Raw genomic sequence first — 14,223 nt, forward strand, 5'->3', positions numbered from 1 at the left:
AGTATCCAAATGGAAAACCATCCCGGAAAGGTCATCCTGATGCCAGAGACCGACTCGCGCGGCGACCTGTCGCGGCTGATTGGCGATTTTCGCGCAGGGCTGAGCCTGCTCAGCCGCCTGCCGCTTCCGCCTCCTGCCAGCTTCCCCACCCCGCCCGCCGTATGGGCCTGGCCCTTGGCCGGGCTGGTGCTGGGCAGCCTTGCCGTGGTGCTGGCGCAGCTGGCCCTTGGCCTCGGGCTTTCGGCGGGCCTTGCGGCAGGGGTGTTTCTGGCATTCGGGGCACTGACCACCGGCGCCATGCATGAAGACGGGCTGGCCGATACCTGCGACGGCTTCTGGGGCGGGTGGGACAAAGCCCGCCGCCTCGCCATCATGAAGGACAGCCATATCGGCAGCTATGGGGTGATGGGGTTGATCCTTGTGACCCTCTCGCGCTGGAGCGCGGTTTCCGCGCTTCTGGCGGTGGGGGCCTGGCCCGCGCTGATCGCCGCCGCGGTGCTGAACCGCGCGCCCATGGCCGCGCTGTTGGCGCTGATGCCCAATGCCCGCGGCACCGGGCTGAGCCAGAGCGTCGGCCGCCCTGCCCCGCTGGCCGCAGCTGTGGCGGTGCTGGTCGCGCTGGCGTTGGCGCTGATCTTCACAGGATTCGCGGCCCTGCCCATGGCCTTGGCCGTGCTGGGCAGCACCGGGGCGCTGGCGGCGGTGGCGCATGCCAAGATCGGTGGGCAGACAGGGGATGTGCTGGGGGCAAGCCAGCAGCTGGGCGATCTGGCGGCGCTGGCCGCAGCGGTGGCCCTGCTGACATGACAAAGGCCGCGCCCTGCGGCGCGGCCCCGTCCTAGGCTTCAACCGAAATCAGGCTGCGCGCGAGGTCAGCACCGAATCGACGGTCTTTTGCGCCTGCGCCTCATCCGCGCCCGAAACGGCGGCCACTTCGCGGGTCAGCCGTTCCAGCGCCGCTTCATAAAGCTGACGTTCGGAATAGGATTGTTCGCGCTGGTCATCACTGCGGTGCAGGTCACGGACCACCTCGGCGATCGACAGCAGGTCGCCCGAGTTGATCTTCTGTTCATATTCCTGCGCGCGGCGCGACCACATGGCGCGCTTCACCCGGGCCTTGCCCTTGAGCGTATCCAGCGCCTTGTTCACGATATCGGGGGTCGAGAGCTGACGCATGCCGATCTCGGTCGCCTTGTGGGTCGGCACCCGCAGCGTCATCTTGTCTTTCTCGAAATGGATGACAAAAAGTTCCAGCTTGAACCCGGCGATTTCCTGTTCTTCGATGGAGACGATCTTGCCGACGCCATGGGCCGGATAGACGACGAACTCGTTGGGACGGAACTCGGGCTTCTTGGTCTTGGTCATTCCAGCAGCTTCCTCATGTGCAGAAACACCGGCCCCTGCGACAACAAAACCCCCCGACCGGAGCGTTTGCACCGGACGTGAGCGCCGCGCTGTCACAAAGAAATCCATCCCAGGTTACTGTTCCTGAGATGGCGATCAGGCATCCATGCTTTGTTTATGGCATCTGTATAACACAGAATCACCCCGATTCCAACTGCATCAAGGGGGCTATCGCCCCCCGGATCCTTGCGGAACACGCTCAGGTGATGACGCAGCCCTTGGGCGCGCGCTCAGCTGCCCTCGCCGGGGTTGGGCGAGAAGTATTTGGTCAGCTTGTCCTTCTCGCCGTCGCGCTCTTTGGCTTCGGGCAGAGGATCACGTTTCTGGGTGATCACGGGCCAGAGTTCCGCATATTTGCGGTTGAATTCGACCCATTTGTCCATGTCCGGCTCGGTATCCGGGCGGATCGCGTCAGCGGGGCATTCCGGTTCGCAGACGCCACAGTCGATGCATTCATCCGGATGGATGACCAGCGTGTTTTCACCTTCGTAGAAGCAGTCCACGGGGCAGACTTCCACGCAATCGGTGTATTTGCAGGCGATGCAGTTGTCGGTCACCACATAGGTCATGGGTCAGTCCCGGTCTTGTCGGTTTCTAGGGGGCTTAGCTAGTGCAAGCCGCCCGGTCATTCAAGCGGGGAAACGTCCCCGGCGAGGCCCTGATCCTTCGGCGCGTCCAGATCAAGGTAGAGCGTCTGCGCCTCGGTGGCCGGACCACGGCGGGTGCCGACGGCAAGCACCCGGATCAGGCGGATGCGGCCGCCCTGCGGGAAGGTCAGCGTATCGCCCGCCCCGACGGAATGGCCGGGTTTCAGGGTGCGCTGGCCGTTCAGGCGAATATTGCCCGCGGCAATCTCCTCGCAGGCGATAGGGCGCGATTTGAAGAAGCGCGCCTGCCAGAGCCATTTGTCGAGCCGGATGGTGGCGCGGGGCGCCACCACCTGTTTTACGGGCGAATCAGGCCGATATTTCGCCAATCAGACTTTGCCCTTCAGAGCGAGCAGCGCCGCGAACGGATTGTCCGGGTCGATCGGCTTGTCGGCCTTGGGCGGACGGGCTTCATAGGATTTGGCCTTGTTGCCGCCCTGATCTTTGTCACGGCGATGGTCCGACTTGCCGCCCTTGCGGTGGTCATCCCGCTTGCCGCCCTCGGGGCGGTCGCCGCGCGGACGATCACCACGGGGTTTGCCGCCCTCGGGACGGTCGCCACGCGGGGCCTGCTCCCCTTCGCGAGGGCCGCGATTCGGACGGTCGCCACGGGGTTGACCGGTGTCGCCGCCCTCACGGCGCGGACCACGGGGGGCCTGCCCTTCGCGGCGCGGACCGCGACCTTCATTGCGCGCGCGGGGCGCCCAGGTGAAGGTGTAGAACACTTCCATCTCGGGCGCGGCTTCGGCCTCTGCCTCGGCGGCAGGTTCGGCGTCCGGCGCGGGGGCCAGAACCGAAACCTCTTCCGGGATCGGCGCGGTGCTGTCGGTCGCCGCGGGGGCGACAGCGTGACGCACCTTCGCACGTTCGCCTTTCTCGCCCTTATAGCCCAGACCGCCCATCAGATCGGCAAACTGTTCCAGCGTCATACCGGTGATCGAGAGCATCTCGGGCGCGGCTTCAAAGCCTGCACGGCTGTCCTTGGCGCGCAGCAGATCGGCCAGACGTTCCAGCATGTCGATGCGGATCGCGCGGCTGCCGGCCGGACGATAGCCCGCCAGCGTGTAATGATCCTTCGGCACATCCGGGATGTTCGGGATCGTGACCAGACCCGGCGGCGGGCTTTCCGGGAATTCCTGCAGACCCTTGGCCAGCGACCACAGCACCAGACGCAGGCGCGTCGGCGCGGGTTTCAGCAGCAGCGGCAGGAACACGGTGTATTGGCCAAAGCGCACGCCATGTTTGCGCAGGCTCGACCGGGCTTCCTGATCCAGCGCCTTCACGTCATCGGCCACGCTTTCGCGGGTGACGATGCCCAGACCTTCCACCAGACGGAAGGCAAAGCCGCGGGCCAGCCCCTGCAGGTTTTCATCGCGGCCAAGGTTCAGCAGCGGTTCGAACTGCGCGGCGATCTTGCGATCGATGAAATGCTGCAGGCGCCGACGGACCTTTTCGGCCACGTCATGCCCGGCTTCCTCATCGACGAAGGCCTCGACCTGCGGTTTCATCGCCTCGGACCCGGCCACGAGCTTGCCTACCGCCGAGCCACCCCACATCAGACCACCCTGTTCGGTGAAGTCCATTTCGGTATCAGGGGCGTTATAGAATTTGTCCGCCCGCAGGTGGAATTCCGGCCGCAGCGCCTGCACGGCAGCCTGGCGCATCACCTTGGCTTCCTCGCCCGTTGCCGCAGGATCCTGACGGAAGCGGAACCCCTCCAGACGGCCGACGAATTCGCCCTCGACCGTCACTTCACCCTTGTCATTCACCTCAGCCACAAGGCTCTCCTTCTGTTTCAATCGGCGCATCAGCACAGATGTGCGCCGATCGACAAATCTTTGCGTCAGCCGCGCATGCAGCGCATCCGACAGGCGGTCTTCTACAGCGCGCGTCTCGTCGCGCCAATGGGTTTCGTCCTCGACCCACCCTTTGCGTTGCGCAACATAGGTCCAGGTGCGGATATACGCCAACCGTTTGGAGATGGCGTCAATATCTCCATCCGCACGGTCGATGCGCGCAATGGCTTTTGCGAGCCAATCGGTCGGAATCCGCCCATCCTGCAAGAATCCGAAGAGGCGTTGCAGAAGATGCACATGGTCCGCCCCCCCGTTCGACCGGAAATCGGGTATTCGGCACACATCCCACAAAAGCCGAACCGCCTGCGGGTTGCGCAGCCGGTCGCGCAATTCGGGCATGTCGGACAGCGCCTTCAGTGCCATGAGGTCATCGGATTCGCGGGTCCGCAGCAGCCATTCGTTCTGCGTCGGCGCCTCAAGCGAGGCGATCAGCCGTTCGGGCGTGCCGAAATCCAGATGGTCATTGCGCCACATCAGCTTGCGGACCGGGGCGAAACGATGTTCCTCGATCGCCTCGACCAGATCCTCGTCGAGCGGGCTGGCCTCGCCCGTCACGCCGAAGGTGCCGGGCTCCATGTGGCGGCCCGCGCGGCCCGCGATCTGGGCAAGCTCATGCGGGAAAAGCGGGCGCATCCGCCGGCCGTCAAACTTGTGCGTGCCCGAAAAGGCCACATGCTTGATGTCGAGGTTCAGACCCATGCCGATGGCATCGGTCGCCACCAGAAAATCCACATCGCCATTCTGGTAAAGCGCCACCTGCGCGTTGCGGGTGCGGGGCGACAGCGCCCCCATGACCACCGCACAGCCGCCCTTTTGCCGCCGGATCAGTTCGGCGATGGCATAGACATCATCGACCGAGAACCCCACGATGGCCGACCGCGCCGGCATCCGGCTGATCTTTTTCGACCCGGTATAGGTCAGGGTCGAAAACCGGTCGCGCCGCACGAATTGCGCGCCGGGGATCAGCGCCGCAATCGCCGGGCGCATGGAATCGGACCCGAGGAACATCGTCTCGACCAGCCCGCGCGCGCGCAGAAGACGGTCGGTGAAGACATGGCCCCGCTCGGGGTCGCCGCAAAGCTGGATCTCGTCCACCGCGACGAAGTCGGCGCCAATCTCTTGCGGCATCGCCTCGACGGTGCAGACCCAATATTGCGTGCGTTCGGGAACGATGCGCTCCTCACCCGTGACCAGCGCCACGACCGACGGCCCGCGCGCCTTAACGATCCGGTCATAGACCTCGCGCGCCAGAAGGCGCAGCGGAAAGCCGATCACCCCGGTGCGGTGGCCCAGCATCCGTTCAATGGCATAATGGGTCTTGCCGGTGTTGGTCGGCCCCAGAACCGCCGTCACCCGTCCTTGCAGTGCCATCTGCTTTCCGCCGCCTCAGATATCCTGCCCGGCGATCTTGGCCTCCAGGCGTTTCACCGCATCCTGTATCCCTTGCAGATGCGGATGTATAGCAAGCGCGGCGCGATAGACCTCCAGCGCCTGTTCGGGGCGCTCCAGCGCCTCAAGGATGGCCCCAAAGCCGCCAAGCGCCCCGAAATGCCGGGGATTGAGCGCAAGGGTCCGCCGGATATCCGACACCGACTGACCAAAGCGCCCCATCTGAAACCAGACAATCGCCCGCGTGTTCCAGCCTTCGGCGAAATCGGGGGCATGGTCGGTCAGCGCGGTCAGGTGATCCAGCGCCGCCTCATAATCGCCCTGTTCCAGCGCCTTGCGCCCGCGTTCCAGTAAAAGGTCCATCGAGGGCGACCCGGAATGTGACCAGAGGCGCCAGATCTCGTCCTCGATCCGGCTGGCCTCTTCGGCATCGGCGGCGCGCAATTCGGTGTAAAGCTTGTCCAGCTGCGCGGTTTCTTCGGCGGGGGTAGCCCATGCCGCAGCGTCACACCCCGCCCAGACGAGGAATGCCGCAACGACAAACTTGTGGAAATGAAACGCAGCTTTCATGTTTTGCACTGTAACTCAGGGAAGGCGAAATGCCATAACCCTAAGCTCACATTCCGGGGATGAAGGAGAAACCCATGAGCGACGTGATCACTGCCGCCGTCACGGCCCTGTCGGCCCGCGTCTCCAGCTTTGACGGGGTGGCGAAATTCGTGATCCCCGGTGAAGGCGCCATCATGATCGATGCCGATGGCGTGCGCGCGGGCGATGACCCGGCCGATGTTACGCTGACCGCCTCGACCGAGGTGTTCCGCGCGATTCTGGAGGGCGAGATGAACCCGACCGCCGCCTTCATGACAGGCAAGCTTTCGGTCGACGGGAACATGGGCATGGCCATGCAGCTCGGATCCGTGCTGGGCTGATGGAGGCCGCCCCTTTTTACGCCGAGGCCGCCCGTGGCCCGGACGGGGGGCAGGCCGTCTGGTGGACCGCACCGGATGGCGCAAAGCTGCGGCTGGGCCATTGGCCCGCCGCGGGACGGGCGCGCGGGACCGTGCTTTTATTCCCCGGCCGGTCGGAATATCTTGAGAAATACGGGCCGACCGCCGCGGTGATCTGTGCTGCGGGTTGGCATATCGTCACCGTCGATTGGCGGGGTCAGGGGCTGTCTGGGCGCGGACTTCCCGACAGGATGCTGGGCCATATCGAGGATTTTGCCGATTATCAGCATGATGTCGCGGCGCTTCTGGCCTTTGTCGCGGCCCTTGGCCTGCCGGAGCCGCTGAACCTTATCAGTCACTCGATGGGTGGCTGCATCGCGCTGAGGTCGCTGCTGGCGGGGCTGGATATCCAGTCTGCGGTGTTTTCCGCGCCGATGTGGGGGATCCGGCTGTTCCCGACTGTCACGCCCATGGCGGTCAATCTGGCGGCGGTCATGCACCGGTCGGGGCAGGGCCACCGCCTGACCCCGACCACCACGCGGGCAAGCTATGTCCTCCATGCCGGGTTTCGCGGCAATATGCTGACCCGCGACCACGAGATGTGGGGCTGGATGCGGCAGCATCTGATCCGCCACCCCGATCTCGCGCTTGGGGGGCCATCGCTGACCTGGCTTCACGCCGCCTTTACCGAAATGCGCGCGCTGGACGGCCTGGCCAGCCCCGCCTGTCCCGTGCTGACCGTCGTTGGATCGGCCGAGCGGATCATCTGCACCCGCGCCATCCGCCGCCGCATGGCGCGCTGGCCCGGCGCCCGGCAAGAGATCTACGCCAATGCCGAACATGAGGTGATGATGGAGGTGCCGCGCCATCGCGACCGCTTTTACCAAAGCTGTCTGGCAATGTTTGATCGCGCCCCCTGACAGCGCGCGGGGCTATAGCGAAATCTGGGTAAACCCGTCGCGCAGCGCCTTGGACCAGGCCTCGCTCATGGCGCGGAACTGTTTGTCCCCGGCCTCGATCCGGCGGCGCAGCGTCACCTGACAGGCGTCACGCGCGATGACCGCAAGGTCCAGCGGCATCCCCACCGAGAGGTTCGACCGCAGCGTCGAATCCATGCTCAGCAGCACGGCCTTCTGCGCATCGGCAAGGCTGGTTTCGGGGCGCACCACCCGGTCAAGGATCGGCTTGCCGTATTTGTGTTCACCGATCTGCAGGAAGGGCGTGTCCTCGGTCGCCTCGATGAAATTGCCCTCGGGGTAGATGAGGAACAGGCGCATCGCCCCGCCCTTGCGCTGCCCTGCAACGATCATGCTGGCCGAGGCGTGCTGACGCATGGCCGACAGCTTCTCGTCGATCTCGCCGCGCACCTGCGCGAGCATGCTGCCGACGATCTCGGCCACCTGAAGCATGGTGGGGGCCTTGAGGATCGAAGTCGTGCCATCGGCATCGGGGTCTTCGATGGCCTGCCGCAGACGCGCGATGGTGGTCTGCGTGATGCTGAGGCTGCCCGCCGTCATGATCGCGATGACACGCTCGCCCGGCTCTTCAAAGGTGAACATCTTGCGATAGGTCGAGATATTGTCGAGCCCCGCATTGGTGCGAGTATCCGACAAAAGCACGATGCCTTCGTTCAACAGCAGGCCGACGCAATAGGTCATCTTCAGGTCCGTATGGGCGATTGCGAAGCAAGACTATTGCTGTGCCGCCAGCACCGCAACCGTGACATCCAGCTTTTCCTGCCCCGGACCGCGCGCAATTCCCTTGATCGGGGCGGCATCCTGCGCGTCGAACCCCGACCCGAGGCGAATGTAGCGCGCATCCGGGCAACAACGATTCGCCGGATCGAAACCCACCCAGCCCAGCCCGGGCACCCAAAGCTCAGCCCAGGCATGGGCGGCCTCATGCGCGCGGCCCTCGGCATCGGCGAAAAGATAGCCCGCCACATAGCGCGCCGGGATCTCTCGGTGCCGCGCAATGGCAATCAGCACATGGGCATGGTCCTGACAGACCCCCTCCCCAAGTGCGAGCGCCTCGGCCGCGGTGGTATGGGCGGCGGTGGTGCCGGGCCGATAGGCAATGGCATCGGCCACCGCAGCGGCAAGCCTGTGCGCGGCCTCAAGCGGGTTGGCGCTGCCCTCGGCCGCAGCCGACAGGGTTTCCAAGGCGCCATCCATCTGCGTGGCCGGGGTGTCGCGCAGATAGAGCGCCGGTTTCACCGTCTCGCGATGGCCCTTCAGCACCCCGGCGGTATCGGTCGTCTCTACCGTGCCGCGCACCCGCACGGTGATTTCCGTCACCGGACCCTGCACCGACCAGCTCTGGATACGGTCACCCGCACCGCAGCGGAACTGCCCCCCGGCCAGCCCGTCGCTGACATCAATGCGCCAATCGAGCACAGTCTGGCCCTCGAACGAACTGGGGGTGAGGCGGTGGCTTTGCACCACCCCGCGCACCGGCTGGTCATAGGTGTATCGCGTCACATGATCGACCGTCAGCCGCATCAGCGCACATCTCCGCTCAGGTAGGATTCATGGATCAGCGTGCCCAGATCGGCGGATTCGCCGATGAACCGCGTCAGGAATTCGTGCAGCCCCTCATCCACGATGGCATCGACGGTCGTCGTCTCCAGCTCATCCAGGATGGCGGCGGCCTTGCCCTGCGCCCGCGTCACCCGCCCATAGGCCTTGGCCAGCCGTGACAGATGGTTGTTGACCCCCGCTACGCAGGTGATGAGCGAGCGCGGACTTTGCGGGTTCAGGATCAGGAAATCGGCGATCTTGGCCGCCGTCACCTCGCCGCCATAGGCCCAGTGGAAGGCCCGCTGCGCGCCCATCGCGCGCAGAAGCGTGGTCCATTGGTAGTTGTCCAGCCCCGATCCGACGAAATCGACGCTGGGCAGCAGGACGTAATACTTCACATCCATCAGGCGGGCGGTGTTGTCGCCCCGCTCCAGATAGAACCCGATGTTGAGAAAGTTGTAGCCGTCATTCCGCAAGAGGGTAGCATCAATCGCGCCGCGCACCATGGCCGCATGGCGCATGACCCAATCGGTCAGGCGGCTCAGTTCCAGCTCGGATCGCGGGGTCCGTTCCAGCTGGCGCAGCTCCTGAAAGGCGGTGTTCAGCGCATCCCAGACCTGACTGGTCAGCGCCGTCCGCACGATGCGGGCATTTTCCCGCGCCGCGGTGATGCAGCTTGCGACCGAGGAAGGATTGTCCCGATCGAAGAACAGATAGCTTTCAATATTGCGCTGGACCGGGTCACCGTATTTGTGCGCGAACCCGTCCGCCGTGCCTGAGGCCTGCAGCAGACTGTCCCATTCGCTGCGATAGCCATGGGCGGAAGGCAGAAGGGAAATGCGTGAGCCGACCTCCAGCAGGCGGGCGGCAATGTCGGCGCGCTCCATGTAGCGCGCAATCCAGTAGAGGTTGTCGGCGGTTCTGCTCAGCATGTGTCTTACTCCGCCAGCACCCAGGTATCCTTGACCCCACCCCCCTGGGAGGAGTTCACCACAAGGCTGCCCTCTTTCAGCGCGACGCGCGTCAGGCCGCCCGGCACCAGATCAATCTGTTCCCCCACCAGACAATAGGGCCGCAGGTCCACATGGCGGGGCGCGATGCCTTCGGCCACGAAGGTCGGCGTGGTCGAAAGCGCCAGCGTGGGCTGGGCGATATAGTTGCCGGGGTCTTTCAGGATCTTCACCCGGAAGGATTCGATCTGTTCTGCGGTGGATTTCGGCCCCACCAGCATCCCGTAGCCGCCGGAGCCATGCACCTCTTTCACCACCAGCTCGGGCAGTTTCTCCAGCACATATTTCAGGTCATCGGCCTTGCCGCATTGCCAGGTCGGCACGTTCTGCAGGATCGGCTCTTCCCCCAGATAAAAGCGCACCATTTCCGGCACGAAGGTGTAGACCGCCTTGTCATCGGCCACCCCTGCCCCCGGCGCCGAGCAGATGCTGACCCCGCCGGACCGATAGACATCCATCAACCCCGGCACGCCCAGCATGCTGTCGGGCCGGAAGCAGAGCGGATCGATGAAGGCATCATCGATGCGGCGGTAAATCACATCCACGCGGCGCGGGCCTTCGGTGGTCCGCATATAGACGAACTCACCCTCGACGAACAAATCCTGCCCCTCGACCAGCTCCACCCCCATCAGGTCGGCCAGAAAGCTGTGTTCGTAGTAGGCGCTGTTGAAATGGCCCGGGGTCAGGATGACGATGCAGGGGTCGCCCTTGCATTTCATCGGCGCGACCGAGGCCAGCGTCCGCCGCAGCCGGTCACTGTAGCTGTCCACCGGCTGGATGCGGTTTTCGCGGAACAGGTCGGGGAACATCCGCATCATGATTTCGCGGTTTTCAAGCATGTAGCTTACCCCCGAAGGGGTGCGGCAATTATCTTCCAGCACGAAAAACTCATCCGGGCCGGTGCGGACCAGATCGATGCCCACGATATGCGAATAGACCCCCTTGGGCGGAACAAAGCCGACGACGGCCTTTTCGTAGGCCTCGTTCTGATAGACCAGCCGCGCTGGAATACGGCCTGCCTTCACGATCTCGCCCCGGCCATAGACATCGGCCAGAAAGGCATTGAGCGCGCGCGCACGCTGTTTGATGCCGCGCTCCAGCCGCGCCCATTCCTGCCCGGTGAACACGCGGGGAAACATGTCGAAGGGGATCAGCCGGTCGGGATCGCCGCCTTCGCCATAGACCGCGAAAGTGATGCCGATGCGGCGGAACAGGGCCTCGGCCTCGGCCTGTTTCATCTGGCGGAATTCGGATGGCATAGTCTTCATCCAGTCTTCCAGCCGCAGATAGGGCGGGCGCACCAACCCATCCTGATACATCTCATTGAAATAGACGGTCACCTACAGCCCCCCCCCGCACCAACGACCGGACTTGCGCCAGCCCGGTTTCCGTCAGTTAAGCAGCGCCTTTTGGGCGTGAAAAGCGACAGCCCGCATTTGCGCGCTCCGGACGGGCGTTTTCGCCCAAGGGCTACGCAGGCGCACAAAATTTATGCAGAACACACCGCCGTTGCGGGGCGACGGGGCCAACCTGCACGGATTTGCGGCACAACCGGCGCGGGTTTGTCCTTGCTGCAACGCGCCAATTTCAGCCCGCGCGGCCCCCGCGCCGCAATTCCGCACCCGCCAAGCCTTGCGCCCGCCCCGACCCGCCCCCTAGATGAAGCCAAACAGATGCGAGGTTCCCGATGACGCTTCCCCTGCCCGCCCCGGTTTTCGACGCCATTGCCAGCGGCGGCGGCCTTGGCAGCCTGCCCGAATGGGATCTGACCGATCTCTACCCCGCGCCGGATGCGCCCGAATTCGACCGCGACATGGAATGGCTGCAAAAGGCCTGCGCCGATTTCGCCGCCGCTTATGAAGGCAAGCTGGCAAGCCTTGATGCCGCGAGCCTCTTGAAATGCGTTGAGGACTATGAGGCCATCGACATCGTCGCGGGCCGGATCATGTCTTACGCAGGGCTGCGCTATTACCAGAACACGATGGACAGCGAACGCGCCAAGTTCATGGCCGACGCGCAGGATGAGGTGACCGAATTCACCACCCCGCTCGTGTTCTTCAGCCTCGAATTCAACCGTCTGGAGGAGGCGCATCTGGCGGACCTGCTGGAGCAGAACGCCGATCTGGCCCGCTACAAGCCCGTGTTCGACCGCATGCGCGCCATGCGGCCCCACCAGCTGTCGGACGAACTTGAACGCTTCCTGCATGACGAAAGCGTCGTGGGCGCCAGCGCGTGGAACAAGCTCTTTGATGAAACCATGGCAGGCCTGATGTTCAAGGTCGCGGGGGAAGAGGATGAGCTGAACCTCGAATCCACCCTGAACCTGCTGACCGATGCCGACCGCAGCCGCCGCGAGGCCGCAGCCCGCGCACTGGCCGAGGTGTTTGACCGCAACATCAAGCTGTTTGCGCGCATCCACAACACGCTGGCCAAGGAAAAGGAAATCCATGACCGCTGGCGCAAGATGCCCACGCCGCAGCATGGGCGCCACCTGTCCAACCATGTCGAGCCCGAGGTGGTGCAGGCCCTGCGCGATGCCGTGGTCGCGGCCTATCCCAAACTCTCGCACCGCTATTACCGGCTGAAAGCGAAATGGATGGGGCTTGATCGTCTGCAGGTTTGGGATCGCAACGCCCCCCTGCCCATCGAACAGCCCAAGACGGTCGATTGGGACACCGCGCGCAAGACCGTATCAGACGCCTATGCCGCCTTCTCGCCCAAGCTGGCGGAACTGGCCGAACCCTTCTTCACCAAGGGTTGGATCGACGCGGGCGTGAAGCCCGGCAAGGCGCCGGGGGCCTTTGCCCATCCGACGGTGACAACCGTCCACCCCTATGTGATGCTGAACTACCTCGGCAAACCGCGCGACGTGATGACGCTCGCGCATGAGCTGGGCCATGGCGTCCACCAGCGGCTGGCGGCGGCACAGGGCGAATTGCTGGCCTCGACCCCCCTGACCCTTGCGGAAACCGCAAGCGTGTTCGGCGAGATGCTGACCTTCCGCAAGCTGCTGGACGGTGCCAAGACCAAGGCCGAACGCAAGACCCTGCTCGCCGGCAAGGTCGAGGACATGATCAACACGGTCGTCCGCCAGATCGCCTTCTATGATTTCGAATGCAAGCTGCACGCCGCCCGCGCCGATGGGGAGCTGACGCCCGACGGCATCAACGCCCTGTGGATGAGCGTGCAGGCCGAATCCCTTGGCGATGCCTTCGACTTCATGGACGGGTATGAGACCTTCTGGGCCTATATCCCGCATTTCGTGCATTCGCCCTTCTACGTCTATGCCTATGCCTTCGGGGATGGCCTCGTGAATGCGCTTTACGCGGTCTATGCAAGCGGCCTGCCGGGCTTTGAAGAAAAGTATTTCGATCTTCTGAAAGCGGGCGGGTCGAAGCACCACAAAGAGCTTCTGGCCCCCTTCGGGCTGGATGCCAGCGATCCGCAGTTCTGGGACAAGGGCCTGTCGATGATCGCAGGCTTCATCGATGAACTGGAGGCGATGGAGGACTGATCCTTCGCCGCAAGACCGAGGGGGCGGGTTCAGCCCGCCCCGTCACGAGCCATATGCCAGACGCAGCTCTGCCAGCAGCGCCTCGGCCGCCTCGCCCCCCACCGTGGGCGCCGCATAAAGACAGATCGACAGCCCGCCCAGATCAGGCAACCCCGCCCCCGACACTTCGGCCGTTCCCGGCGGAAAGCGCCCGCGGATACGCGCCGAAATTGCCAGATCAGCGGCCACCAGCGCCTCGGCCGCCTGTTCGCTTTCCCCTTCGATCGCCTGTTCCCATGGCAAGCCCGCCTGATCCAGCGCCGCCTGTGCCGTGGGGCGGAACACGCAGGTATCCTTGAAGGCCAGCCGCAGCGGCAGCCGCGTCCATGCCGCCCCTTCCGTCGCACCCACCCAGACCAGGGGTTGCTGCGACAGGATCTGCCCCTCTGGCCCGGGGCGGTCCTCGGTGGTCAGGATCACATCCACCTCACCGCGCGCGAAGGATTCCTTCAGCAGCAGCGTGAAGGATGAGGTCAGGTTGACCCGCAGCCGCGGATATTGCGCCGCCAGTCGCTTCAGGATGCCGGGGATCGCGGGATAGACGATGTCATGGGGCACCCCCAGCCGGATCTCCCCCTCATAGGCGGATGAGGTCAGCCGGGCCAGCGCCTCATCATTCAGGGCCAGCATCTTGCGGGCAAAGCTCATCAGCTGTTCCCCCTCGGCCGTCAGCGACAGACGCCGCGCCGCGCGGAGGAACAGATCGGTGCCGATGTTTTCTTCCAGCCGCTTCAGCTGCATCGAGACGGCACTTTGCGTCAGGTTCAAAAGCCCCGCCGCCCGGGTCACGCCACCCGCATCCGCCACGGCAACGAAGGCGCGCAGCGCCGTCAGGTCAAGGTTTCGCGCCATATCACATTTCCTGATGAAGCAGCCAACAATCATTCATTTTCATTAA

14 protein-coding genes are annotated in these 14,223 nt (G+C 64.4%); 4 read left to right on the forward strand and 10 right to left on the reverse strand.

Going from position 1 to position 14,223, the window contains the following annotated elements:
- Positions 1–39: 39 nt before the first annotated feature.
- Positions 40–807 (forward strand): adenosylcobinamide-GDP ribazoletransferase, encoded by a 768-nt coding sequence (cobS, locus tag IE101_RS14050; protein WP_189634480.1) that lies wholly within the window; start codon positions 40–42, stop codon positions 805–807.
- A 48-nt stretch (positions 808–855) separates the two neighbouring features.
- On the opposite strand, the gene IE101_RS14055 is transcribed toward cobS, so the two are convergent.
- From IE101_RS14055 to IE101_RS14075, 5 genes are all read right to left on the reverse strand, one after another.
- Positions 856–1,365, reverse strand: coding sequence for a CarD family transcriptional regulator (locus IE101_RS14055; protein ID WP_189634481.1), 510 nt, complete (start codon positions 1,363–1,365; stop codon positions 856–858).
- A gap of 269 nt (positions 1,366–1,634) precedes the next feature.
- Positions 1,635–1,973 carry a ferredoxin FdxA gene (gene fdxA / locus IE101_RS14060; RefSeq protein WP_189634482.1) on the reverse strand — a complete coding sequence of 113 codons (339 nt, stop codon included), beginning with the start codon at positions 1,971–1,973 and terminating at the stop codon, positions 1,635–1,637.
- Between the two features lie 56 nt (positions 1,974–2,029).
- Positions 2,030–2,344 (reverse strand): RNA-binding S4 domain-containing protein, encoded by a 315-nt coding sequence (locus tag IE101_RS14065; protein ID WP_189634525.1) that lies wholly within the window; start codon positions 2,342–2,344, stop codon positions 2,030–2,032.
- Between the two features lie 36 nt (positions 2,345–2,380).
- Positions 2,381–5,278, reverse strand: coding sequence for a helicase-related protein (locus tag IE101_RS14070; protein WP_189634483.1), 2,898 nt, complete (start codon positions 5,276–5,278; stop codon positions 2,381–2,383).
- A gap of 15 nt (positions 5,279–5,293) precedes the next feature.
- Complete coding sequence (locus IE101_RS14075) at positions 5,294–5,866, reverse strand: tetratricopeptide repeat protein (RefSeq protein WP_189634484.1); 573 nt, start codon at positions 5,864–5,866, stop codon at positions 5,294–5,296.
- A 74-nt stretch (positions 5,867–5,940) separates the two neighbouring features.
- On the opposite strand from IE101_RS14075, the gene IE101_RS14080 reads away from it, so the two are divergent.
- Together IE101_RS14080 and IE101_RS14085 are read left to right on the forward strand one after the other, a co-directional pair.
- Positions 5,941–6,225: an SCP2 sterol-binding domain-containing protein gene (locus IE101_RS14080; protein ID WP_189634485.1), complete on the forward strand. Its 285-nt coding sequence runs from the start codon at positions 5,941–5,943 to the stop codon at positions 6,223–6,225.
- Positions 6,225–7,163, forward strand: a complete 939-nt coding sequence (locus IE101_RS14085; protein ID WP_189634486.1) for an alpha/beta hydrolase — start codon at positions 6,225–6,227, stop codon at positions 7,161–7,163. The genes IE101_RS14080 and IE101_RS14085 overlap by 1 nt, the downstream gene beginning before the upstream one ends.
- 12 nt (positions 7,164–7,175) lie before the next feature.
- Here IE101_RS14085 and IE101_RS14090 read toward each other — a convergent pair whose 3' ends face one another.
- Genes IE101_RS14090 through IE101_RS14105 form a run of 4 tightly spaced genes read right to left on the reverse strand, consistent with a single transcriptional unit; the run spans position 7,176 to position 11,091 of the window.
- Positions 7,176–7,901, reverse strand: coding sequence for a proteasome-type protease (locus IE101_RS14090; RefSeq protein ID WP_189634487.1), 726 nt, complete (start codon positions 7,899–7,901; stop codon positions 7,176–7,178).
- Between the two features lie 33 nt (positions 7,902–7,934).
- Positions 7,935–8,744 (reverse strand): transglutaminase family protein, encoded by an 810-nt coding sequence (locus tag IE101_RS14095; protein WP_189634488.1) that lies wholly within the window; start codon positions 8,742–8,744, stop codon positions 7,935–7,937.
- Complete coding sequence (locus IE101_RS14100) at positions 8,744–9,694, reverse strand: alpha-E domain-containing protein (RefSeq protein ID WP_189634489.1); 951 nt, start codon at positions 9,692–9,694, stop codon at positions 8,744–8,746. Before IE101_RS14100 ends, IE101_RS14095 begins: the two co-directional genes overlap by 1 nt.
- 5 nt (positions 9,695–9,699) lie before the next feature.
- Positions 9,700–11,091: a circularly permuted type 2 ATP-grasp protein gene (locus tag IE101_RS14105; protein WP_189634526.1), complete on the reverse strand. Its 1,392-nt coding sequence runs from the start codon at positions 11,089–11,091 to the stop codon at positions 9,700–9,702.
- A 368-nt stretch (positions 11,092–11,459) separates the two neighbouring features.
- On the opposite strand from IE101_RS14105, the gene IE101_RS14110 reads away from it, so the two are divergent.
- Positions 11,460–13,286 (forward strand): M3 family oligoendopeptidase, encoded by a 1,827-nt coding sequence (locus IE101_RS14110; RefSeq protein ID WP_189634490.1) that lies wholly within the window; start codon positions 11,460–11,462, stop codon positions 13,284–13,286.
- A 42-nt stretch (positions 13,287–13,328) separates the two neighbouring features.
- Here the strand turns inward: IE101_RS14110 and IE101_RS14115 are convergent, their stop codons facing one another.
- On the reverse strand, positions 13,329–14,177 hold the full coding sequence (locus IE101_RS14115; protein ID WP_189634491.1) for a LysR family transcriptional regulator: 849 nt from the start codon (positions 14,175–14,177) through the stop codon (positions 13,329–13,331).
- Positions 14,178–14,223: the final 46 nt, after the last annotated feature.

Source organism: Gemmobacter lanyuensis, assembly GCF_014652355.1.
GTDB lineage: Bacteria > Pseudomonadota > Alphaproteobacteria > Rhodobacterales > Rhodobacteraceae > Gemmobacter > Gemmobacter lanyuensis.

Excerpts from the sequence above, each read along its gene's own strand:
- cobS (WP_189634480.1), top strand. The coding sequence starts at position 40 with ATGCCAGAGACCGACTCGCGCGGCGACCTGTCGCGGCTGATTGGCGAT.
- IE101_RS14055 (WP_189634481.1), bottom strand. The coding sequence starts at position 1,365 with ATGACCAAGACCAAGAAGCCCGAGTTCCGTCCCAACGAGTTCGTCGTC.
- fdxA (WP_189634482.1), bottom strand. The coding sequence starts at position 1,973 with ATGACCTATGTGGTGACCGACAACTGCATCGCCTGCAAATACACCGAT.
- IE101_RS14070 (WP_189634483.1), bottom strand. The coding sequence starts at position 5,278 with ATGGCACTGCAAGGACGGGTGACGGCGGTTCTGGGGCCGACCAACACC.
- IE101_RS14075 (WP_189634484.1), bottom strand. The coding sequence starts at position 5,866 with ATGAAAGCTGCGTTTCATTTCCACAAGTTTGTCGTTGCGGCATTCCTC.
- IE101_RS14080 (WP_189634485.1), top strand. The coding sequence starts at position 5,941 with ATGAGCGACGTGATCACTGCCGCCGTCACGGCCCTGTCGGCCCGCGTC.
- IE101_RS14085 (WP_189634486.1), top strand. The coding sequence starts at position 6,225 with ATGGAGGCCGCCCCTTTTTACGCCGAGGCCGCCCGTGGCCCGGACGGG.
- IE101_RS14090 (WP_189634487.1), bottom strand. The coding sequence starts at position 7,901 with ATGACCTATTGCGTCGGCCTGCTGTTGAACGAAGGCATCGTGCTTTTG.
- IE101_RS14095 (WP_189634488.1), bottom strand. The coding sequence starts at position 8,744 with ATGCGGCTGACGGTCGATCATGTGACGCGATACACCTATGACCAGCCG.
- IE101_RS14100 (WP_189634489.1), bottom strand. The coding sequence starts at position 9,694 with ATGCTGAGCAGAACCGCCGACAACCTCTACTGGATTGCGCGCTACATG.
- IE101_RS14105 (WP_189634526.1), bottom strand. The coding sequence starts at position 11,091 with ATGTATCAGGATGGGTTGGTGCGCCCGCCCTATCTGCGGCTGGAAGAC.
- IE101_RS14110 (WP_189634490.1), top strand. The coding sequence starts at position 11,460 with ATGACGCTTCCCCTGCCCGCCCCGGTTTTCGACGCCATTGCCAGCGGC.
- IE101_RS14115 (WP_189634491.1), bottom strand. The coding sequence starts at position 14,177 with ATGGCGCGAAACCTTGACCTGACGGCGCTGCGCGCCTTCGTTGCCGTG.